Annotated in this window: 21 protein-coding genes and 1 pseudogene; 15 read left to right on the top strand and 7 right to left on the bottom strand. The window is 70.6% G+C overall.

The genetic code is table 11. The annotated features are described in order from the left end of the window. Positions 1-83 precede the first annotated feature (83 nt). The 5 genes and pseudogenes from ACIF6F_RS09565 (at position 84) to ACIF6F_RS09545 (ending at position 5,778) form a co-directional block, all read left to right on the top strand. Positions 84-2,513, top strand: coding sequence for a heavy metal translocating P-type ATPase (locus ACIF6F_RS09565; RefSeq protein WP_399943619.1), 2,430 nt, complete (start codon positions 84-86; stop codon positions 2,511-2,513). Further along, positions 2,497-2,994 (top strand): DUF6153 family protein, encoded by a 498-nt coding sequence (locus ACIF6F_RS09560; protein ID WP_399943617.1) that lies wholly within the window; start codon positions 2,497-2,499, stop codon positions 2,992-2,994. Before ACIF6F_RS09565 ends, ACIF6F_RS09560 begins: the two co-directional genes overlap by 17 nt. A 90-nt stretch (positions 2,995-3,084) precedes the next feature. Continuing rightward, positions 3,085-3,726, top strand: a complete 642-nt coding sequence (locus ACIF6F_RS09555; protein ID WP_399943614.1) for a DUF305 domain-containing protein — start codon at positions 3,085-3,087, stop codon at positions 3,724-3,726. Positions 3,727-3,891: 165 nt separating this feature from the next. Continuing rightward, a pseudogene (locus ACIF6F_RS09550) lies at positions 3,892-5,163 on the top strand (APC family permease). Between the two features lie 108 nt (positions 5,164-5,271). Beyond that, on the top strand, positions 5,272-5,778 hold the full coding sequence (locus ACIF6F_RS09545; protein ID WP_399943612.1) for a DoxX family protein: 507 nt from the start codon (positions 5,272-5,274) through the stop codon (positions 5,776-5,778). Between the two features lie 496 nt (positions 5,779-6,274). Here the strand turns inward: ACIF6F_RS09545 and ACIF6F_RS09540 are convergent, their stop codons facing one another. Further along, positions 6,275-7,084 (bottom strand): class I SAM-dependent methyltransferase, encoded by an 810-nt coding sequence (locus ACIF6F_RS09540; protein ID WP_399943609.1) that lies wholly within the window; start codon positions 7,082-7,084, stop codon positions 6,275-6,277. Continuing rightward, positions 7,081-8,394 carry a multiprotein-bridging factor 1 family protein gene (locus tag ACIF6F_RS09535; RefSeq protein ID WP_399943607.1) on the bottom strand — a complete coding sequence of 438 codons (1,314 nt, stop codon included), beginning with the start codon at positions 8,392-8,394 and terminating at the stop codon, positions 7,081-7,083. Before ACIF6F_RS09535 ends, ACIF6F_RS09540 begins: the two co-directional genes overlap by 4 nt. Before the next feature lie 156 nt (positions 8,395-8,550). Between ACIF6F_RS09535 and ACIF6F_RS09530 the strand changes: the two genes are divergently transcribed. The 7 genes from ACIF6F_RS09530 (at position 8,551) to ACIF6F_RS09500 (ending at position 12,925) form a co-directional block, all read left to right on the top strand. Next, positions 8,551-8,757, top strand: coding sequence for a hypothetical protein (locus ACIF6F_RS09530; protein WP_399943605.1), 207 nt, complete (start codon positions 8,551-8,553; stop codon positions 8,755-8,757). Beyond that, positions 8,754-9,119, top strand: a complete 366-nt coding sequence (locus ACIF6F_RS09525) for a DUF6415 family natural product biosynthesis protein (protein WP_399943602.1) — start codon at positions 8,754-8,756, stop codon at positions 9,117-9,119. Before ACIF6F_RS09530 ends, ACIF6F_RS09525 begins: the two co-directional genes overlap by 4 nt. 156 nt (positions 9,120-9,275) lie before the next feature. Beyond that, positions 9,276-9,410, top strand: coding sequence for a hypothetical protein (locus ACIF6F_RS09520; RefSeq protein WP_399943600.1), 135 nt, complete (start codon positions 9,276-9,278; stop codon positions 9,408-9,410). A 95-nt stretch (positions 9,411-9,505) separates the two neighbouring features. Then, complete coding sequence (locus ACIF6F_RS09515) at positions 9,506-11,005, top strand: MBL fold metallo-hydrolase (protein ID WP_399943597.1); 1,500 nt, start codon at positions 9,506-9,508, stop codon at positions 11,003-11,005. Further along, positions 11,002-11,871 carry a hypothetical protein gene (locus ACIF6F_RS09510; RefSeq protein ID WP_399943594.1) on the top strand — a complete coding sequence of 290 codons (870 nt, stop codon included), beginning with the start codon at positions 11,002-11,004 and terminating at the stop codon, positions 11,869-11,871. Before ACIF6F_RS09515 ends, ACIF6F_RS09510 begins: the two co-directional genes overlap by 4 nt. A 47-nt stretch (positions 11,872-11,918) precedes the next feature. Further along, a complete protein-coding gene (locus tag ACIF6F_RS09505; protein WP_329382931.1) occupies positions 11,919-12,272 on the top strand; it encodes a VOC family protein in 354 nt (117 codons plus the stop codon). A gap of 17 nt (positions 12,273-12,289) precedes the next feature. Further along, entirely contained in the window at positions 12,290-12,925 is a 636-nt protein-coding gene (locus tag ACIF6F_RS09500) for a GNAT family N-acetyltransferase (protein ID WP_399943592.1), read from the top strand. A 92-nt stretch (positions 12,926-13,017) separates the two neighbouring features. Here ACIF6F_RS09500 and ACIF6F_RS09495 read toward each other — a convergent pair whose 3' ends face one another. The 5 genes from ACIF6F_RS09495 to ACIF6F_RS09475 all read right to left on the bottom strand — a co-directional run bounded on the left by ACIF6F_RS09495 (position 13,018) and on the right by ACIF6F_RS09475 (position 19,237). Then, the gene (locus ACIF6F_RS09495) at positions 13,018-13,851 is read right to left on the bottom strand and encodes a ParB/RepB/Spo0J family partition protein (protein WP_399943589.1); all 834 of its coding nucleotides are present in this window, start codon (positions 13,849-13,851) and stop codon (positions 13,018-13,020) included. 190 nt (positions 13,852-14,041) lie between these two features. Then, positions 14,042-15,724 carry a relaxase/mobilization nuclease domain-containing protein gene (locus tag ACIF6F_RS09490; protein ID WP_399943588.1) on the bottom strand — a complete coding sequence of 561 codons (1,683 nt, stop codon included), beginning with the start codon at positions 15,722-15,724 and terminating at the stop codon, positions 14,042-14,044. Further along, the gene (locus ACIF6F_RS09485; protein ID WP_399943585.1) at positions 15,725-16,354 is read right to left on the bottom strand and encodes a plasmid mobilization relaxosome protein MobC; all 630 of its coding nucleotides are present in this window, start codon (positions 16,352-16,354) and stop codon (positions 15,725-15,727) included. 118 nt (positions 16,355-16,472) lie between these two features. Beyond that, complete coding sequence (locus tag ACIF6F_RS09480; protein ID WP_399943583.1) at positions 16,473-17,441, bottom strand: DUF2637 domain-containing protein; 969 nt, start codon at positions 17,439-17,441, stop codon at positions 16,473-16,475. Positions 17,442-17,950: 509 nt separating this feature from the next. Then, on the bottom strand, positions 17,951-19,237 hold the full coding sequence (locus ACIF6F_RS09475; protein WP_399943581.1) for a DUF3631 domain-containing protein: 1,287 nt from the start codon (positions 19,235-19,237) through the stop codon (positions 17,951-17,953). Between the two features lie 306 nt (positions 19,238-19,543). Between ACIF6F_RS09475 and ACIF6F_RS09470 the strand changes: the two genes are divergently transcribed. The 3 genes from ACIF6F_RS09470 (at position 19,544) to ACIF6F_RS09460 (ending at position 21,689) form a co-directional block, all read left to right on the top strand. Then, positions 19,544-20,047, top strand: coding sequence for a helix-turn-helix transcriptional regulator (locus ACIF6F_RS09470; protein WP_329382950.1), 504 nt, complete (start codon positions 19,544-19,546; stop codon positions 20,045-20,047). A 154-nt stretch (positions 20,048-20,201) separates the two neighbouring features. Beyond that, positions 20,202-20,477 carry a helix-turn-helix domain-containing protein gene (locus ACIF6F_RS09465; RefSeq protein ID WP_399943578.1) on the top strand — a complete coding sequence of 92 codons (276 nt, stop codon included), beginning with the start codon at positions 20,202-20,204 and terminating at the stop codon, positions 20,475-20,477. Further along, on the top strand, positions 20,478-21,689 hold the full coding sequence (locus ACIF6F_RS09460; RefSeq protein WP_399943576.1) for a tyrosine-type recombinase/integrase: 1,212 nt from the start codon (positions 20,478-20,480) through the stop codon (positions 21,687-21,689). Positions 21,690-21,799: the final 110 nt, after the last annotated feature.

The raw sequence follows: 21,799 nt of genomic DNA, 5'->3' as shown, positions 1-21,799 counted from the left end.
GCCGCAGCGGGCACAGGCTGCTGGTAGGCGAGGGGAAGCGCTCTGGCCGAGTAGGGGCCACCGACGTACCGAGGTGAACGGGCATGCGAGACCCGCGGGACCCCGAGCCGAGCGAGGCGGGCAAGGAACGCAGCACGGCGGTACTGGACGTGCGGGGCATTCTCCGCGCCACCCAGCAGAACACTGTCGCCGTTGTGCTGGGCCGTCGGCCCGGTGTACTGGACGTCGAGGTCAACCCGGTGGCGCAGTCGGCCAACGTCGTCTTCGACCCGCGGCGGACCTCGCTCGCCGAGCTGCGCGGGTGGGTGACCGAGTGCGGCTACCACTGCGCCGGCCAGTCGGTGCCGGCGCACATCTGTGACCCGATGGACGAGCCGGATCCGCCCGGTCCCGCGAGGGCAGCCGAAGTCGTGCGTCCCGCGCACGCGGGGCACGAACCGGAGGGCGTGCCACCGTCCGATGAGGCGATGGGCCATGGCGGTCATGCGGGGATGTCGATGGCTGCGATGGCCGCCGACATGCGCAACCGCTTCCTCGTCGCGGTGATCTTCTCCATTCCGATCGTGATCTGGTCCCCGATCGGCGAGGAGGTCTTCGGCTGGCACGCGCCCGTGCCGTTCGGGCTCCGCCAGGACGTGTGGGCGCTCCTGCTGAGCCTGCCGGTGATCTTCTACTCGTGCTCGATCTTCTTCGTCGGCGCAGTACGGGCCCTGCACGCCCGGACTCTGGACATGATGGTGCTGGTGGCGGTCGCCGTCGGCGCGGGTTGGCTCTATTCCCTCATTGTCACGCTCACCGGCGGCGGCGAGGTCTTCTACGAGGCCGCCACCGTCCTGGCCTCCTTCGTCCTGCTCGGCCACTGGTTCGAGATGCGGGCCCGCGGTGGCGCCAACGACGCCATCCGCACCCTGCTGGACCTCGCCCCGCCCAAGGCCGTCGTCCTGCGGGACAGCGAGCCGGTCGAGATCGCCACGGCCGAGGTGGCCGTCGGTGACCTGCTACTCGTGCGTCCCGGCACGAAGATCGCCGCGGACGGGGTCGTGGAGGAAGGCGAGAGCGAGGTCGACGAGTCGACCGTGACGGGGGAGAGCCTGCCGGTGCACAAGGCGCCGGGCGACGCCGTGGTCGGTGCGACCCTCAACGCCAACGGCACCCTGCGGGTACGGGCGACCCGGGTGGGCGCGGACACGGCACTGGCCCAGATCGTCAAGCTGGTCCAGGAGGCCCAGAACTCCAAGGCCCCGGGCCAGCGGCTCGCCGACCGAGCCGCGTTCTGGCTGGTCTTCGTTGCCCTCGTCGGCGGCGCGCTCACCCTCGCCGTCTGGCTCCTGGCCTCCAACCGCCCCTTCGGCGAGGCCATGCTGTTCGCCATCACGGTGGTCGTCATCACCTGCCCGGACGCACTGGGCCTGGCCACGCCCACCGCCATCATGGTCGGCACCGGCCTGGGGGCCAAGCGGGGAGTCCTGTTCAAGAACGCGATGGCCCTGGAGACGTCCGCAGGGATCCAGACCGTGGTGATGGACAAGACCGGCACCCTCACCAAGGGCGAACCCGAGGTCACCGAGGTGATCACCGCACCCGGACGGGACGAGGACGAGATCCTCCGGCTGGTCGCGGCGGTCGAGCGGGAATCCGAGCACCCGCTGGCCGAGGCGGTCGTACGCCACGCCGAGTCGCGCAGCGTGGGGCCGGCCCAGGCGCGGCATTTCGAGAACGTGCCCGGCCACGGGGCGACCGCCGTGGTCGACGGCCACCGGATCGCCGTGGGCAACCGCCGACTGGCCGAACGCGAAGACGTGGAGCTCGGCCCGCTGGCCGCCCGGCGGGACGAGCTCGCAGCCACCGGCCGCACCGTCGTCATCGCCACGGTCGACGGCGTGGCCGCCGCCCTCATCGGCATCGCCGACGCACCGCGGGAGACCTCCGAGGCTGCCGTGACCGAGCTGCACGCCCTGGGCGTCGAGGTCGTCATGCTCACCGGCGACAACCAGGCCACCGCTGAACGGATCGCGCGGCGCCTGGGCATCGACACCGTCATCGCGGAGGTCCTTCCCGGCGACAAGGCCGCCACCATCGCCGAGCTCCAGCGCGGCGGCCGCAAGGTCGCCATGGTCGGCGACGGCGTCAACGACGCCCCCGCCCTCGCCCAGGCCGACCTGGGCATCGCCATCGGCGCCGGCACCGACGTGGCCATCGAGACGGCCGACCTCGTCCTGATGCGCTCCGACCCCCTCGACGTCCCCACCGCCCTGCGCATCGGCCGGGGCACCCTGCGCAAGATGCGCCAGAACCTCGGCTGGGCCATCGGCTACAACGCCATCGCCCTGCCCATCGCCGCCGGAGTCTTCGAACCCGCCACGGGCCTGATCCTCCGCCCCGAGATCGCCGCCCTGTCCATGTCCGGATCCAGCGTGATCGTCGCCGTCAACGCCCTCGCCCTCAAACGCCTCCGCCTGCCCCGCCCGATTCCTGCGAAGCCGCCGGACGGAGGCGATGACCATGGCCGGTGACCGGGCCGAGGCCGCCCTGCGCCGGGTTCGAGTGCGTCCTACGGTGGGAAATGTGACCGTCCGCGAGCCACGCACTCCGCCGCAGCCCCAGCCGATGCCGAGGCTCAGGCTGCTGCTCGTTCTCGGGGTCACGCTCGGGCTGCTGGGCATGCATGCTCTGGGCACTGCCGCCGCACTGCCGTCGACGGGCGCCACCGAGCACATGTCCCACCACGTGGCGGCAGCGCCGACTGGCCCGCAGTACCTTTGCCCCGACGATGACCCGGGTATGACCCGTCACGGAGGCCATGTGGACCAGATGTGCGCATCTGCGGCGCTGCCGGCATCCCCCGGGGTCGCCGCGCCGGACACCGCACCCCTCACCGGCCTGCCGAGCGGCATCGCCGACACCCCGGCCGCGCTGCCGCTCGCGCTGGCCCACGAGCCCGCCGGAGGGCGGGCGCCACCCCTGCTCGCCGAACTCCAGATCCTGCGGATATAGGGGCTCCTCCTGTGGCACGCGCCGAGGGCGCAGGCCACAGACCGCCACCCAGCCCTTCCCTCCCGTATCCGATCACTGGAGCCCAGCGAAATGAACACGAACCGATCCCTGCCACGCCGCGCGGCCCTGGCGGCCACGGCGGTCGCCGCCGGCCTGGTCCTGGCCGCGTGCGGCAGCGACGACACCACGAACACGGCGGGTACCGCTCCTGCCACCACGGCCGCCCCGGCGGCGTCGGAGGCCGAGCGGCACAACCAGGCGGACGTCACCTTCGCGCAGGGGATGATCCCCCACCACCGCCAGGCCATCCTGATGTCCGACATGGTCGCCTCCCACGGCGCATCCGCCGACGTCAAGGCACTCGCAGAAGAGATCAAGAAGGCGCAGGCCCCGGAGATCGAGACCATGTCCGGCTGGCTCAAGGCATGGGGTGAGAAGGTCCCCTCCGGCGTCAGCATGGACGGCATGGGCCACGGCGATGACGACTCCGGCATGCCCGGGATGATGGACGACCAGGCCATGAACCGGCTCGGCAACGCCAAGGGCAACGCCTTCGACACCATGTTCCTGACCATGATGATCGAGCATCACGAAGGCGCGATCGACATGTCCAAGACCGAGAAGCAACAGGGTGCCTACGGCCCCGCCAAGGGTCTGGCCGACGCCATCATCACCTCGCAGACCGCGGAGATCGCCCAGATGCGGCAGATGCTCAACGCCGGACGATCGTAGGAACCACGGCCTGGACCGAGCCACCGCAGCGCTCGAAGCGTCATCCACGACGGGTGAGGGCGGTACGTTGCCGTCCTCGCCCATCCGGTGGCCGTCCCCGTCTCGTCACCTTGTTCCTATACGGTGCGCCGGTACGTCTGCCGGAGTGTGGTTGGGGAGCGAGTGATGGGTGCGGTGTCGGGGCCTGCGGGCACGGGCGAGTCGAAGCGGCACCTGGGTGTGTTCGACGCCGTGGTGATCGGCCTGGGGTCGATGGTCGGGGCGGGGATCTTCGCGGCCCTGGCTCCGGCGGCCGGTGCGGCCGGGTCGGGGCTGCTGCTCGGCCTGGCGCTGGCGGCGGTGGTGGCGTACTGCAACGCCATGTCCTCAGCACGCCTGGCCGCCCGCTACCCCGCCTCCGGAGGTACCTACGTCTACGGGCGTGAGCGGCTGGGCGAGTTCTGAGGCTACCTCGCCGGATGGGGATTCTTGGTCGGCAAGACCGCCTCCTGCGCAGCCATGGCGCTGACCGTCGGCTCCTATGTGTGGCCCGCCCAGGCTCACGCCGTCGCCGTCGCGGCCGTGGTGGCGCTGACCGCCGTCAACTACGCCGGGGTGCAGAAGTCCGCCTGGCTCACCCGCGTCATCGTCGCCGTGGTCCTGGCCGTGCTGGCCGCCGTGGTGGTCGCGGCCTTCACCGCCGGCGACGCGGACGCTGCCCGGCTGGACATCGGTGACGACGCGACCCTCAGTGGGGTGCTCCAAGCGGCGGGCCTGCTGTTCTTCGCGTTCGCCGGCTACGCCCGCATCGCCACCCTCGGAGAGGAGGTCCGCGACCCCGCCCGCACCATCCCGCGGGCCATCCCGCTCGCTCTCGGCATCGCGCTCGTCGTCTACGCCGCCGTCGCCGTCTCCGTCCTGCTTGTGCTCGGCCCGCAGGGGCTGGCCGACGCCACTGCCCCGCTGTCGGATGCCGCACGGGCCGCGGGCGCGGACTGGCTGGTGCCGGTCGTACGGGTGGGCGCCGCGGTGGCGGCGCTCGGCTCGCTGCTCGCCCTGATCCTCGGGGTCTCGCGTACGACCCTGGCGATGGCCCGCGACCGGCACCTGCCGCACGCCTTGGCCGCCGCCCACCCGAAGTTCCAGGTCCCGCACCGCGCCGAACTCGTGGTCGGCGCCGTCGTGGCCGTACTCGCAGCGACCGCCGACCTGCGCGGGGCGATCGGCTTCTCCTCCTTCGGAGTGCTCGCCTACTACGCCGTCGCCAACGCCTCCGCTTGGACGCTCACCCCCGACGAGGGCCGACCGGCACGGATCATCCCCGTCGTCGGGCTGGCCGGCTGCCTCGTCCTCGCCTTCGCCCTCCCCGCCTCGTCAGTGATCTCCGGAGCGGCGGTCCTGGCCGCCGGCGCCGCCGCCTACGGGGTACGCCGCGCGGTGACCGCCCGCAAGGCGTAACCGCACCACGACGCGCTCTCCCCGCCGGTGGATTGCCGTGACTGCCCTCCTGTCTCGCGAGAGGATCTCGGCACCCGGTACGTCCCCGTCGGGAGAGGGCATCGCCGCATGGCACACCTCGGCACCTGGCAGGCGAAGCTGATCTCCACCGACGCGCCCGCCGCGCCGGTTCTCATCCGCCTGTACGTCGGCGCGGTCTTCCTCTTCGAGGGCATCCAGAAGTTCCTCTACCCCGACCAGCTGGGCACGGGCCGCTTCGACAAGGCGGGCATCCCGGCGCCCGGCTTCCTCGCGCCCCTGGACGGCATCTTCGAGATCGCCTGCGGCGCCCTGATCCTGGCCGGACTGCTCACCCGGCTCGCGACCCTCCCGATGATCGTGAACATGCTCGGCGCGCTGCTGATCACCAAGCTGCCGATCCTCTGGGGTGACGCCTTGCTGTTCGACGGCAAGTCGGGCTGGTGGGACTTCATCCACGAATCCCGGACCGATCTCGCCCAGTTGTGCGGCAGCCTCTTCCTGCTCGTCGTCGGAGCGGGTGTGTACTCGGTGGACGCCCACCTCCACCGGACGGACGACACCGCGCCGACCGACGTAGAGCCCGCGCGTCGTTGATTCAGACGCTGCCCACGGGCTGGCCGATCAACTGTCGCTTTGGGAAGGCGAATTCCCCACACCGGCAACGCGAGTGGCGCAGGTCATATGAAATGCGTCTCGCGATGCGAGACGCCTGGGGGCCGAGGTGGTGCGAATGGTGCGCCATCGGCCCTCTGGGCAGGGCATTTGCGGGAGATGGGGCACGCGGAGGGCACGCCTAGGGCTGAGAGGTCTAGACAACAAACAAGCCCCAGGTCGCTGACCTGGGGCTTTGCTGTGGAGCGGATGACGGGAATCGAACCCGCGCTATAAGCTTGGGAATCACCCGGCACTCGGATGCCTGCATAGGCTCTGACCTGCGAAAACGGCCGCCGACGGCCCCGTTCTGGCTGCCTCGTAGGAGCCCTTGTTGTCCGCTGTTTACCGCCCCTACTGGCACGTTATGGCACGGCCCCCATCGGTGGCGGTCGACGTGCCGTGCTCGTGGAGGGCAACCGCGACAGGGCCGCGCTGCTCATCGGCAGACGAGGATGCCGCCGAGGCAGGTGACTCCGAATGCGCCCTCTGCCTGGATGGTTTCCTCCACCCGTTCTCGGGCGCGCTCGACCGTCTCCTTGAACGGCACGCCCATCTGGTCGGCCCACGCCTCGTACGAGGACAGGTGGGCGACCACGGGTGTGGGATCGGTCACTTCGATCACTCCCGGAAGCGGGATCGTCCGTACGTCCTCGAAGGCGGTGGCCAGGATGGCAGGGGCTTCCTCCAGGGTGAAGCGGGCGGAGAGCTGTACGCGGGCGGGGCCCTCCGGGATGCCGAGGACGTCGCCGGCGGCTCGTCGCCAGAGGTCCTCGAGCTCGCGCTTGTCGGTGCGGCTGTTGGTGGAGGCGATGGCGATGCCGCCGGGGGTCAGGACTCGGCTCAGTTCTCGGACGGCGCGTGCCTGGTCCTCCACGTGGTACAGCATGTGCATCGCCAAGACTCCGCCCAGGACCCCGTCCGCGATGGGGAGCTGCTGGGCGTCCGCAGCAACGGCTCCGGCGATGCCGGTCAGGATGCCGGGGGAGATGTCCATGGGGAGGACGGTCAAGTCCGGCCGTTCGTCGCGAATCCGCTGCACGAACTTGCCGTTGCCGCAGCCGACGTCCACGACAGAACCGCGTATGCCGGCCAGCTCTGCCACGACGAGGCCGGGCAGGTCGTGCCGCGGGGTCTGCCACTGGTACAGGGACTGGCGGGCTGCGAGGTGCTGGCCGGTGCCGTACGCCTGGGTGGAGAGTAGGCGCCGGTCGGTCACGGACGGGTCGTTCGTTGGCTGGGTGGTCATCGCGGCTCCGTGGGTGTGCTGACGAGAGCGGGTCGGGCGGTCACCTCGTGGATGTGCTCCCGAAGATCGACCACCGGCCGTGAGTCACGGTACGGCCCGCTGCCGATGAGCGTGTCCAGTTTGCGAAGCCTGATGGTGATGCTCGCGGTGTACTGATCCGCGCCGAGAACGGCGGCGAGTTCCGTACCGGCTCCTTCCACCTCGCCGCTCGCCAGGTATGCGGTGGCCAGGTCCAGATGCGCGGCGTGCAGATCTCCGGGAGACCGGTCGCTTTCAGCCCCGGTCTGGTACAGCTCCACTGCTCTGTTGGACGCGGCTATCGCCCGCTGGACCTGTTCGTCGCTGCCGACGGCCAGCAGCGTGGTGCCTGTATAGGCCCATTGCTTGGCCTCGGGGAAGGCGAAGACGCCAGGCAGTTCGTCTCGTTCCGCGCTGCTGCGGGCCTCATGAGCCAGTGCGAGGGACCGCAACGCGCTGCGGCCATCTCCGCCGGCTGCGAGGGCGCGGGCCTCCAGGCTCAGCAGCCGTGCCATCAGCGTCCCTGAGCCAGGCCCTCGGCCGTCCTCGCATCCGGCCCGTGCCAGATCTGCTGCGCGCCGGTAGTCGCCTGTCCAGTAGGCAGCCAGGGACTGGAAGGAGCGGGCCCATGCTCGCAGTCTCGGATGTTCCGCGATGTCCGCGCACTGCACGACGGTTCGGGCGTGGGTGGAGGCGGAGGGCTGGTGGCCGAGGTCGAGGGAGACGTGTGCCGCGAGGCCGGACAACCATCCTGCGAGCACATACAGGTGCCGTGTCTGAGCGGGGTGCTGGCGGCCTTCAAGTAATCGGAACACGTCCGTGCGCAGGGTGCGGATCTCCGGGACCAGTAGGGACAGTGGCTGGCTGACGAAGTTCCCGGCAAGCCGTTCCACGTCGGCGTCGAACTGCTCCAGTACCAAGCCATTGACGTTTGTCGCGGCAGCGTGTCGGGCGAGCCGGGCAGACAGCTCTGTGTCGGCATAGAGGCTGCTCACGTCATCGGCGGGCGCCGATGAGGCGTCCTGTGCGGAAGCTGTGCCAGCTGGTTCTCCCTTCGGGTGCAAGCCCAGCTCTGCCTCGCTGCCGACCTGGAACACCGCGCACAGCGCGGCCCGGTAGTCGCCTGAGGGCCAGGTGATCGCTCCGCGCTCCAGCCGGGAGATCCAGTTCGCATCGAGCTCTGGGTCACGGCCCGTGGCCGCCTGGACCTGTGCGCATACCCGCTGGGCCGCCTGCGCCTGCGTCCATCGCTGCTCGCGCCTCAGTCGGCGCAGGATCTCGTTCGCCATCATCCCGCCGTCCGCTGGTCGAGTTGGGCGCCCGGAAGCCTAGCGGGATTCTGCCTAGCTCGTGCCTACAACGTGCCTAGTGGAATGCCCTGTTCGGTGACCTGGCGCCGGAGTTGACTGAACTCCAGCCCCCGCCCAGACAGCCCCGGGAGAGCCCTCGTGATCACCCACGCAACTCCGGTCCGGCGCGACATCACGTACAACCACGTCGAGCAGCAGGCCACGCTGCCGATCGCGCTGCACCGTCTCGACGGCACCACCGAGACCACGACCCTGGTCCTCGCCCCCGCCCAGCTGGAGGTCCTGTACGCGCAGATGGACCGGGCGCTTGGGATGCGGGAGGCGGCTGCGGGGCACCCGGCATGACGACGAGGGCTGCGACTCAGGCGTCAGTACCCGCGGACACCATGCGCGCCCTGTGCGTGCGTGTCCTCACGCCCGACACCTACCGCATACAGGGCGGTGACGTACGGGAGGCCACGGCCCTTCTGCACGGCTACCTCCAGCTCCTGCTCTGCGAGCGGGACGGTGGCAGCCAAGCCTGTACGGATGCCGAACTTCTCCTGTCGCACGGGCCCGGCGAGGGGCGGCTCGGGGCCTGGATTCACATGCGGGCCCTCGCCCGCGTCTGTCGTGTCCTGCTGATCGAGCGCCAGGTGCGGCAGCGGCGCAACAGAGCAGCCGTCGACCAGGCGCCGAAGGACCCGGACTTGGTGGTGAAGCAGTGAGGCAGCGGATCGCCGTGATCGTCTACGTGATCCTCTGCAGTGCCGTCGTCGGCAGTCTCCTGTCCGCCACCGAACACTGACCACCCGCCGCTTGCAGCGGCGGGGCGCGGCGGCTGCATCCGCACCGTCGAGAAACTGAAGTGATGGAGGCACGTCATGAACCGACCCAAGCCCCAGACGAAGCCGAGTGCGCCCGTGAGCGCGGAGGCGGTCCGCCGGCTCCAGCAGCGCGTGACGGCGTTCGCCGCCACCGGCACCACCCACAACTCCCCGACCACCTACCACCGGTAGGCCCTGCCGGTCCGCAGACAGGTGCGGAGGGGGACGTCCGCTGTCCCCCTCCGCACCACCCCCGCACCCTTCCTGACCGCGCAAAGGAGTTCGTCATGGCAGCAGCCCCCGTCGGCCTGGAACTGACCTTCCTCGGCCACCAGACCTGGCACATCACCGACGGCCTCTCCTCCGTCCTCCTCGACCCGATCCTCGCGCCCGCCTTCGGCGCCGGGAGCCTGGAGTTCGAGATCTGGCCGCCCCGCGCCGTGGACATCGAGGGCATGCCCACCCCCAACGCGGTGATCCTCAGCCACGAGCACCTGGACCACTTCCACCTCCCCTCGCTCGACCTTCTCGCCCGCACGGTGCCCGTCTACACCGGCACCACCACCCCGGCCGCCGTCACCGACGCCATCGAAGCCCTGGGGTTCACCGTGCACCGCGTGGACCACACCCAGCCGCTGAACGTCGGCGACATCGAGATCACCCTCTACCCCGCCGGCGCCCGCACCCTCTTCTGGGAGAAGCGTGTCTCCCAGCCCCTGGTCCGCCTGTCCGGCACCACCGACAACGACGTCTTCATCGGCGTCGACGCCGACGTCTCCGACCTCTACATCGAGCAGCTGGCCCAGGGCACCCTCACTCCGCCCCGGCTCGCTGTGGTCTCCAACAACGCCCAGACCGTCCCGTACGGGGCCCTCGGCGCGGACAACAACCTGCTGCCCGGCATGGACGGCCCCCGAAACCGCACCACCGGCCTCCAGATCCTCAACGGCCTGCTCATCGACTACCTCAAGCCCCTGGACGGCGTACGGGACGTCGCCCTGTGCGGGAACGGCTTCACCGCGCCCCGCAGCCCCCACGGCCCGTTCCTCTACGCCGACCACAAGGCCCTGGCCGCGACCGCGAACGAACTCCAGCACCTCTTCCGCGTCCACGGCCCCCGCCCCGGCGACCGCCTCACCGTCCCGGCGGGCGACGGCCCGCTCACCACCTCCCGCGTCCCCTGGGTCACACCCGACCCCGTGGCGGAGAAGTCCGCGCTCGCCGCACTCGCCGGCTTCCTCGACTCCCCGCAGCACGTCGAGCCGACCCCGGTCACTCCGGCCCTGGCCGAGGAGGAGTGGGAGAAGGCCGACGCCCTGGTGGCCGAGGAGCTGCCCCGGCTCGCCCGGGAGCTGATCGCCACCCGTACCGGCGCCCTGGCCACCAGCATCCACGACTACCTCGCCGGCCCTCTCGGAGCGCACCGCGCCGTCCTGCGCCTGCTCGACCCGCCCGGCCGGCCCGGCGAGATCGACTCGTACGCCTGGAACATCACCGGCCCTGCATGGGACAAGATCGCCACGACCAGCCGGGAAGAGGCCATGGCCGCCCACCCCTTCGGCGTCGAGATCTACTTCCAGGACTTCGCCGCCGTCTTCCTCGGCCGTGCCCAGATCTGGGACGTCGTCGGCGGCTCGTACCAGGGCTGGCACATAGGCGAGAACCTCGACTCCCCGGTCTACGCCCTCTTCGCGATCTACGGCGAGCACCAGCGGCCCGACCTCGCCGCCCGCTGCTACGCCCACAGCCTGGCCACCCTGGGCATCTCCCAGGAGACAGCGGCATGACCACTGCCCCCGCCGGGCCGCTGGACGGCGCCGCCCGCACGCGGCCCGACGGGTGGCTGGCCAACCCGCTCACCACCGACCCCGCCACCGCCGAGCGCCAGGCGTACGTGATCCTCGCTCGCCACCACGCGGGCGAGCCGGGACCGGTGCAATGCCTGACCGCCCGCTACCGCACAGCCGTCTTCGCCCTCGGCGCCCCTCCCCGCCGGGTCCTGAAGCGCCACGCGGACGAGGCCGGCTACCTCGGCGAAGTCCTCGCCTACGAACTCCTGGCCGACGAGAACGTCCTGCCGGACCTCCACCGCGCCTGCGACACCTCCCGCACCCTGCTGGTCGACCACCTCGACGAGGAGGTCACCCTTCCGGGCACCGACGCCTTCGACGAGCTGGTCCGGGCGGTCGCCCGCATCCACACCGCGTCCGCCCGCTGGCAGCCCGAGGTCGCCGAAACCATGGTTCTCTGGCAAACCACAGCCGCCCTGGAGGCCCAGTCCCCGGACTGGATCACCCGCCCCGGCGACTGGCGCCGGCTCCTCCAGCTCGTCACCGGTGTCCACGGACCCGGTCACGTACCGCTCGGCCACCTCGACCTCAAGCCGGAACACGTCCGCCGCCGCGCCGACGGGCACCTCGCCCTCATCGACGCAGAAACCCTCCGCCCGGACATCACCGGACTGCCCGACCTGATCACCCTCGCCCATATGGCGGCCCAGCAAGGACACCCCTCCCCGCGCTGGGTACGCCACGCCTACCTGCACCACGCACGCGAACTCGGCGCCGACTGGAACGATCACGACCTCATACGCGCCCTGACGGCGTTCGCCGCAGCCACCGGCCTCCGTTCCCTGCACGGCGCCCACGAGTGACCACCCCAGCGGTACCGTGCCACTTCCCGACGCAAGGAGAATCCCAAGTGCGCGGTATCCGCACCGTCATGGTCTTCGTCGACGACCCCGAAGCCGCCGCCCGCTGGTGGGGCGACATCTTCGAAACCGAGGTCAAGCTCGACATCAACGGCACCGCCGTCTACGCCTGGCTCGACCTCGACGGACTCGAGTTCGGCTTCCACCAGGCATCCCCCAAAGCCAACGCCCACGGAAGAAGCACCGTCCCGTACTGGTCCGTCGAGGACCTCGACACCGAACGCAAGCGCCTCTTGGAAGCGGGCTGCACCCACCACCGCGGCCCCCTCGACGTGGAGCCAGGCCGACGCATCTGCCAGCTCATCGACCCGTTCGGCACCGTCTTCGGACTCGACGGGCCCTGACCCCTCGGAGCCCACGCATGCGCCACTGGCCCCTCACCGCCCTACAGCTCACCACCGCAGACCTCGTCCTGCGCCTCCCTTCGGACGACGATCTCGACGTGCTCGCCCAGGTGGCCGCCGACGGGGTCGTCCCCGACGGCGCCGTGTATTTCCCGCAGCCCTGGGCGTCCGCCCCGCCGGCCGAGAGGGCCAGGAACGTCGTACAGAACCACTGGTGGGCGCGAGGCGACTGGACCCGCGAGAGCTGGCGCCTCCTCCTGGCCGTCTTCCACGACGGCCAGGTCATCGGCCAGCAGAACCTCTCCGCCCGTGACTTCGCCACCACCGGCGAGGCCCGCACCGGCTTCTGGCTCGGCCGCCGCTTCCAAGGCCAGGGCTACGGCACCCAGATGCGCGCCGCCGCCCTGGCCCTCGCCTTCGACGGCCTCGGCGCCGCACGCGTCACCTCCACCGCCTTCGCCGACAACGCTGCCTCCCGGGCGGTGTCCCGAAAGTTCGGCTACCGCCCGAACGGCGTCCACCGGATCTCCGTCAACGGCCATCCCTACGACGCCCACGAGGAAGTCATAGAGGCGGCCGACTGGCAGGTCTACGCCGACGTGGTGCCTGTGGGAATAGCCGGGCTGCCTGACTGCATCTGGCTCTTCCGCTGATCGGCGCGCTGGGTGTCGATACGGGCTGTCGACGTCACAACGCCTCTGGGGGCCAAGGCGTTTCGCCGTTGGCCCCCAGGGTGCTTACGGGGTCAGGATCGGGTCGTCAGCTGTGTGATGAGGGCTCGGGCTTCGGGGGTGAGGCCGTCGATGATCTCCTGGGTGTACGGGGTGCCGGGCCGGGTCGTGAGGTCGTGGACGGTGGTCCAGTTCTCGGCGATGAGCTGGAGGGCCTGCTGTGCGCGAAGGATGGCCTCATGCCGGTCCGTGCGGTGTTGCTCGGCGCGCTGAGCCGCCTGGTCCCAGGTGATCTCTCCGCGATCCGCGAGCTGGGTGAGGGCGGGCGCGGTGTCCCCGTCGGCGGCGCGGATGGTGTCGGTGTCCCTCACCACCTGGCGGAGGCGGGCTTCGTCGAGGCTGAGGCGGCCTTCGATGACCTGCTCGGCGAGGTCGGGGGCGTGCCGGCGCAGCTGTTCGTGCTGGGCGGTGCTGGCTTCGATGTGGGCTTTGCGTTCGAGGGCGGCTGTGTGGGCGGCGTCGAGTCCGAGTGTTCCGACGCGGACTCGTTCGGCGAGGTCGGGGGCGTGCTGGAGGACGACGTTGGCGGCGGAGAGGCGGCTGCGGCTGAGGCCGTGGTGCTTGGCCAGGGTGCGCAGGGAGTGTCCCGAAAAGGAACACGCCATCGCGGTGATCATGGCCTGCTGGCCTTTGCTGACGTGCCGGCGGATCACGTTGTACGAGACGATCAAGCGGAGCGGATCGCTGTCGTCGGTGGTGAAGCGGGGTTCGACTCCGGCGATCTTGCAGGCGGCGAGTCGGTTGCGGCCGTCGATGAGCATGCCGTCGCGGTCGAGGACGATCGGATGGTGTAGGCCCTCGGCCTTGATGGACTCGGCGAGGTCGAGCAGCTCGTCCTGGTCGAGCATCGGGAGGGAATCGGCGAAGGGGTGGACCTTCAGGGTGTGCTCCTTGCGGGGGTGGGGGTGCCGACGGCATGAAGGTGCCGTGCGGCCTGGGTGGGTGGGGTTGGGCGTGGGGCCCTGGCATCAATGGTCTGGAGGTTCCCCGGTTTGGCTAACCGGGGATCGTCGGCTACCTTCCGACGGCTTCGCCGGCTCATCGCCTACGAGCGGCACGGTTCGCGGCCTGGTTCGCGGGCTGCGCGGCGGGAGCCGGGGTCGAGGCGGGACGGTTGCCTCGGGTGGGTGTGTCGGGGTTGTCGGTGGTGGGCAGGTCGGCCGTGCGGCGGAGGCGCCAGACGAGGACGTCGCTGATGGCGGTGGCGGTGTCGAGTTCCCTTCGGGTGGCGGCCTCGGCCAGGAGGACGGCTGGGTTGTGGCCGGCGGCCTGGGTGTCGGCGAGGGTGGCTGCGAGGGCGGGCCAGCCGGGCTCGGCCAGGATCTGTTCCGCCAGTCCCGGCAGGACCTGGCGCAGGAGGGCCACCTGCCGTTCCCGGACCCGTACGGCCAGGAGCTGGCCCCGCTGGGCGATCACGGCCGTGGGCTGGGCTGAGGCTTGCTGGTAGGCGGCGCGCAGGTGCTCGGCGGTCTGGCGGGCGGCTTCGGCTTGCTGGTCGTGCTGCCGTGCCTGGTGCCAGTGCCGGGCCGCGATGACCGCGAGCCAGATCACGTCGAGCATGATCGCCAGGGCGGCTGCGTCCTTCGGGGCGGGTTCCCGCAGGATCGCCTTGACGGCCCGCCGGTTGGCGTGCGCCTGCTCGTGGCGGGCGCGGATGCGGGAGCGGTTGGCGCGTTCGAACGCGGCTGCAGCCTTGAGGAGCTGCGGCCGTAGGTCGTCGGGGGCGATCAGCGGGAGGGCGTCGAGGGTTTCGGCGAGGACGGCGATGTGTGCCTGCGCGGCACCGTCGTCGCTTCGGGTGAGGAGGTCGGGGATGAGGTCGGTGGCGTCGGTGACCTGCTGCCACGCCGGACGCCTGTGGCCAGCCCGCGGGCTGGGCGGCGCCGGAGCGTCGGTGAAGCGCTCTGCGATCTTGGGGTAGGACAGGTCGGGGGCGAGGACGGAGCCGGAGAACCACACCGGCTGCCCCTCCTTGTTGGTGTCGCCGTCAAGAGCGACCTTGTAGCCGCGCACGTCCCCCGAAGGGAAGTGCTGGATATCGACCAGCACCCCGGCGCCGGTCAGGACCTGGAAGAACTCCTCCGTGCTGGCGGCTGCGGCCAGTGCCGTCCGTACGGTGGTGCGCAGCCTCTCTCTGGGCGTGGTGGCGTGGCCGTTGCGGCGGGCCTTCTCCTGCTCGGCGCGGGTGGGCCGCTTGGCTGCGGTGCGGTCGCCGCGTACGACCTGGCGCAGGCCGTACTCCTTCTCGATCGCGGCGAGTTCCTTGTCAGCGCGCGGGTAGTCGTTCCAGTTGCGAGGTTGGCGGAGGTCGCCGCGGACTTTGGTGGCGACGATGTGGATGTGGTCGTCGGCGTGGCGGACGGCGACCCAGCGGCAGGCGTCAGGGTCGCCGGCGGGGGCGATGCCTGTGGCGTTCAGGACGCGGCGGGCGATGGTGGCCCAGTCGTCGTCCGACAGGATCCGGTCTTCAGGGGCGGCGCGGATCGAGCAGTGCCACACGTGGGCCTTGGGTGCGCGGTCGCCGGCCTGCTTGACGCGGAGGTCGAGGGCGGTGGCGAGCTGGGCGAGGGTGGCGTTCGGGTCGCGGCCGGGGTCGGGGGCGAAGCCGTCCCAGGAGGCGACCTGGTGGGGGTCGGTGTGGTCCTTGGAGCGGACGGTGTCGTAGAGGTAGTTCAGGACGCCTCGGGTGTTGCGGCCGGGCTTGACAATGTTCGCGATCAATCAGACCGCCTTCGCGACGGCGGTCTGGAACGAGGTGGTGTCGATCGCCTTGGCGGCGGCGCCAGCGCGGTCGAGAACATCCCCGACCGCGGCGAGGACAGCGATATCCCCAGGGTGTGGACGGTCGCCGGAGTTCAGCTTCTTGGTGATCTGGTTGAGGTTGTGGCCGATGTAGCCGATCTCGGAACGCAGGGCGGCGAGTTCGTCGATCAGGTCGTCGAAGGCGTTGCGTTGGCCGGGGAGCGTGTGATCACCGTCGATGAAGGCCATGACGATGGCGCCGACGAGGTGGGCGCCGGCCAGGCCCATGCTCTGGGCCAGGGCTCGGATCTCGGTGTGCTCGTCGATGCTGTAGCGGACGTCTACACGCTTCTTGCGCTGCTCAGTTTCACGGGCGCGACGGCGTGCGATGCGGCGGAGCGCGGCTTCGTCGGCGGCTCGCATGGGCACGGCGGCGGTCGTTTCCCCCTCCGGTGCGCCCTCGCGCCGGAGCCCTTCCTCCGCCACCCCCGGGGCGGAGGCTGCGTTGGACCGGCCCTTGGACGGTCCAACGCCATACCTTGCTGGGCCGTTGGGGGCAGTGGTCATGTGCTGCTGGACGGTGGGGAGTTCGTGGTTCGGGTTGTGCATGGATCGGTTCTCCGTGGGGTGTTGGCGGGGGTGCTTGGTTGTGCGTGGCCCCGTGTTCGGCTGCACGGGGCCACGGGATGAGCCGGAAGGAGGCGGGTGTTCGCTGCCTTGCAGGGGGTCAGACCGCGCCGGTGGGCGAGGTGGCCTCGCCGACTCCGTCGAGCGGCCCGGCCTCGAAGCCGTCGTCCGCGACGGGGTCGGCCTGGCCGGTCCGGTCGGCCTGCAGCTGGTCGCGCAGGGGGCGGGCGCGGGTCGGGCCGATCCGTAGTGCGCGGCGCAGATGTTCGGCGGTCAGCTCTTTGTCGCTCCAGTCGGCGGTCAGGGCGCGTGCCTCGGCGAGGATTGCGGCGTCTGTGCGGGTGCGGCCGGTGGTCGGCTTGGCGGCTACGGGTACCCGGCCGGTCGCCCGGCGCGGGGCGGCTCCGGTCGACTCCGCCATGGCAGCCGACCGGGCCGGTCGGGCGGCGGGAGCCGACTTGTCGGCCTCGGTCGGCCCCGTCGAGGGCGCCTCAGCCCCCTTCGTGGAGGTCGACTCGGTCGGCTGCTCGGGGGCCGACTGGGCCTGGTCAGACCTCGACCGTGCGTCCTGCTCGCCGGCCGACTCGTCGGCTTGCTGGATAACCGACTGGTCGGGGGCGGTTTCTGCGGGGTCGGCCGACTCGGGGTTGTGGTGGAGCACCTTCGCCACGAGGTCGGATCCGAAGTAGATCGACCCGACCGGGAGCGAGGTCGCCAGCAGTACGAGGGCCCAGTTCGCGGAGTCCCAGTCGGTCAGTCGGCCCCACTGGACTGCGGTGGTGTGTAGGGCCGGGACGAGGCCGTGCACGTAGTTCAGCAGGAGGCTGGCGATCGTGTAGGCCGCCAGGACCCGTAGCGCGAACGTCCGGTCGGGACCGGTCAGCACGAGCGTGGCGACCAGGGCGAGGGCCATCAGCCCGTCGACCACGATCGGGTAGAGCAGGGCGGCGGTGGAGTCTGCGCCGATGGCGCGGGCCACGTCGGACAGTGCGTTCCACGAGACGCGGAAGGCCATGAGGACGACGGCCACCAGGCCGAGGACGAGGGTGATGCGTCCCTTGCGGGTCACTCGACGGCTCCCAGCGGGTGTGGGTGCTCGGCGAGCATCGCCGGGATCGTGGCTTTGTGTGGGGGCCTCGTCCTCGGCGGCCGGGGCGAGTACCGCGATGCCAGCGTGGATGCTGCGCATGGCTGCCGGGGCGCTTGGGGCAGGGGAGTGCAAGGGGTGGTCTCCAGGGTGGAGGCGGGCACGGGGGCGGGTGGCCGTGAAGGGCGTGGACTCGTCCCACTCGTCCCGTTGCTGGTCAGGGCAGGTACGGGTGGGCGCCTGATGTCGGCCCGACTCGTTGCGAGGGCCGGAGTGTCCGGCTCGGGGACGGTCGGTGGGACGAGTGGGGACGGGTCGGTACGGGTGTTGGTCCGCAGGCCGCTCCGAGAGTCCTCGGAGGGCGGCTGCGAGCCGCGCCTGCCGTGTTCGGCGAGGTCAGCTGCGTGGTGATGTCGGGTTGACCCGTTGCAGGGTCCTGACCCGTCCCTGCGCTGACCTGCGCGGGGACGGGTGGGACGAGTCGCGACGGGTTACGCGCCGGGGGCGGGTGCTGCTTCGGGGGCATGGCGTTCCGGCGGGCAGTACCGGGTCCAGGCGTCGGTGAACTGCGCGAGGGTGAAGCCCTTGGCCTGGTTGCCGCCGGGGAAGCGGCGGTTGCCGGAGCTGATGCCGTAGTCGGTCAGCAGGGCCCGCAGCTTCAGTGGGGTGAGCCCGGCGGAGCTGATCTCGGCCCATGGCGCCTCAGGGTCGGCGTTGAGGAAGTTCAGCAGGTCGGCGGTCCGAAGGGCCGTCGGGTTGCCCACGCTGGCGAAGGCTTTGCGGACGTCGGTCAGGATGCGGATCTTCAGCCCGCCGTCCTGGTCCCTCCCGGACTCGTAGTCCGTCATGGCCTTGCATGCCGTGCGGGCGATCATCGGCCAGCGTCCGCCCGCGAGGTCGGCGACGCTGATCAACGGCTCCCAGGTGTCGGCGGCGCGGTCGTCGACTGGGAGCTTGGGCTCCAGGGCGATGGCCTCGTCGCGGACGCTGGTCAGCCAGGCCGCGAGCCGCTCCCGCAGTGCCCTGACCTTCAGGTCGTCGCGGCCGTAGCGCCAGGCGGTCACCTTCTCGGCGTCGGCGCGGCGGCGCATGCGGATGACCACGGACCGGTCCATGATCGTGTCGGGCAGGTCCCCGATGCCGGCCAGGGCGGCCATGGCGAAGGTGGAGAACTTCTGCACGTCGTGGTTCGGGCCGGACACGCGCAGGGTGGGGCGGTTGCGCTGGTGGCCCGCGTTGAGCAGGCCGCGCATCTCCTCGTTCTTCTCCGCGACCTTCGCCGACCCGAAGATCGTGTCGACCTCGTCCACCAGCAGCGTGGGCGGATTCGCGTCGCCGATCGAGCGGAAGATCGCCGCCGCTGACGCGTTGACCGTGATCAGCGGATCGTGGACCGCCTCGATCAGGACCTCCAGCAGCCGGGACTTCCCGCACCGCTTCGCGGGTCCGACCACCGCCAGGCGCGGGGCGTGCTGCCACACCGTCTGCAAGTGGGTGGCCGCTGCCCACAGTGTGGCGGCGGTCAGAGCCTCCTCGCTGGGCATGACCACGTAGCGGCGGATCGTGGTCCGCAGCTCATCCAGGATCGCCGCCCCCTCCGAGGCCGGAATCACAGGGGCGGCGGGAGGCATCGGCTCGGCGGGGGACTGAGTGGCCGCGTTGGGCTGCCAGTCCTGCTCGTCGTGCAGGTGGGCGCCAGGCTGGCCGGGCACAGCGACCGCCGGCCAGGTGGTGGGAGCGATGCTGTGGGATGGCGTGCTCGGGGTGGGTTCCGTCATACTGGGTGACGAGCTCCTCAGGTTGTGGGCCACACGGGACGGCAATCCCGGTCTTGCAGCCAGTCGTTCAGGGATGGGCGGCGTGAGGTTTGCGCTTTGAGCCCCTCGGTGTCTGTTCACCGAGGGGCTTTTTGTGTGTCTGCGGCCGATGCGGTCCTCCAGCGGTCATGTATAAGTATGCGGTGACACTGCAAAACCATACCATAATCTGCGACACGTAGGAAGCTCTGCCTAGCGCAGATTGCATGGTATGGTTTTTCCTGTCGCTACGACTCGGTACCGACGGCTGCCCGACGCGGAGGTGTGATGGCCCAAGACGATCACCAAGAACACGACGAGGAGGCACCAGAGGGTGTGCTCCTCAGAGGCGAGGACAACGTCGCCACACGGATCAAGGTCGAGCGCGACAAGAGGGGCTGGAGCACCACCTTGGTGTCCGACCTGCTTAACGAGGCCGGCTACGAGATGAACCCGTCGGCCGTGTGGCGCATCGAGAACCGCAAGCGCCGCATCAACCTTGACGAGGCCATCGGCTTCGCGGAGATCTTCGACCTGTCCCTGTCCAACCTGGTCGGCCCGCCCACGCTGGCCGCTGGCCCGGCCCTGGAGCTGATCGACGCGGTGATCGCCACCAACGCGACCGCCCAGCGCGCCCAGCACGCCTACAGGCGCGCCACCGATGAACTGGCCGCCTACCTCGCCGAGCACCCAGAGATCCGCGAGGAGGCCGACGTGATGGTCAGCAACGCCATCGCCGAGAACACCATGAAGATCAACCAGGAGCAGTTCGGCCCGCCACCCGGCCGGTAGCCGCCGACCGCTCCAGACGCCGCCCTGGGCCCGCAAACCCCCAGACCGCGGCTCTACTGCCTGTCCCGTCCCTGAACGACACACCGGCCCGGCTATCAGGGGGTTGCCGCCCCCGCCCAAGTTCACCCAGCCGAGGCCAGATATGGAGCACTGCTTGCGCCACACGGCGATACCCCACATCTCCGCCCAGCGTCCCCGCACCGCGAAGGAGGTGACCATCCCCGACACCTTCCTCACCGTGGAGCAGGCTGCCGAACGCCTCGGCACCGGCGTGCGCTTCATCCGGCGCCTCATCTCCGAACGTCGCATCGGCTACGCCAAGTTCGGCAAGCATGTCCGCATCGCCGACAGCGTCCTGACCGCGTACATCGAGGAGCAGACCGTCGAACCCCTGCGGGGCCGACAGGCGCGCTTCGGGCTGGTGGTCTGAGTGACGCGATCCCGCAGAAGGGCACCGCGCCGCAGCTTCGGCGCGATCCGCAAACTGCCCTCGGGCCGCTACCAGGCCCGCTACCCAGGCGCAGGCGGCATCCTGCGCGCGGCCCCGCAGACCTACGAGACCAAGCGCGACGCTGAGGTGTTCCTCGCCCAGATCCAGGCCGACCAGGCCAGAGGCGACTGGATCGACCCGATGGCCGGCGAGGTGCTGTTCGCCGAGTACGCCAAGCGCTGGATCGATGAGCGCGGCATCGCTCCGACTACCGAGGAGCTGTACCGGAGGCTGCTGCGCCTCCACCTGGAGCCGACCTTCGGTGAGCAGCACGTCAACACCATCAGCCCTGCCAAGGTCAGGACCTGGCGCGCGGAGCGGCTCAAGGCGACCGGTGACACCACCACCGCCAAGTCATACCGGCTGCTGAAGGCCATCATGCAGACGGCTGTCGAGGACGAGCTGATACGGCGCAACCCCTGCTCCATCCGCGGAGCGGGCCGCGAGGACGCGGACGAGCGGCCGGTGGCCACTGTCGATCAGGTCCTTGCGCTCGCCGAGGCCATCGGGATCCGCTGGCGGCTGATGGTTCTGCTGGGCGCCTTCGCCTCCATGCGCCCGGAGGAGCTGGCCGAGCTGCGACGCGCCGACATCGACCTCGATGCTGGCTCGGTCTGGGTCCGGCGTGCCGCGCCGGAGCTGAATACCGGCCGCCGGGTGATCGGGGATCCCAAGTCCCGTGCGGGCAAACGGGAGATCGCGCTGCCGTCCTTCGTGCTCCTCGATGTCCGCCGGCACCTGGAATGGTTCGCCAAGGACGGGCCCGACGGCCTGGTCTTCGTGGGGGAGAGGGGTGCGGCGCTGCGGGGCACCACCTTCGGCCGCAAGTGGCGCAAGGCCCGCGACGCGGTCGGCATGCCGAAGTGCTTCCGCTTCTACGACCTGCGCCACACCGGCAACACCCTCGCCGCCGATACCGGGGCCAAGCTGAAGGACCTGATGGTGCGAGCTGGCCAGTCGTCCGAGCGGGCGCAGCTGATTTATCAGCACTCCACCAAGGAGCATCAGCGCAGGCTCGCCGATGACATCGACGCCACCGTCCGCAGCCAGCGCACGTCGGCGGGTCGTGGGTCGGGCACCGGCGCGAGCGCCACTGTCCGCAGGATCGTTCCCCCGCTCGCGGCTCCTGCGGGAGCGGCCCGGCGGAGGTGAAGTACAGGGGTGCGGTTCCGGCAGGCAGCCGGGGCCGCACCCCTGCGTGTGTGGTGCAGGTCACACGAAATGCGTCTCGGAATCCGAGACGGCTCGGCGCCCGGTGGCCG

Origin of the sequence: Streptomyces sp. NPDC086023, from assembly GCF_044540325.1 — a bacterium.
GTDB lineage: Bacteria > Actinomycetota > Actinomycetes > Streptomycetales > Streptomycetaceae > Streptomyces.
This window is presented reverse-complemented; position numbering and strand designations above follow the sequence as displayed.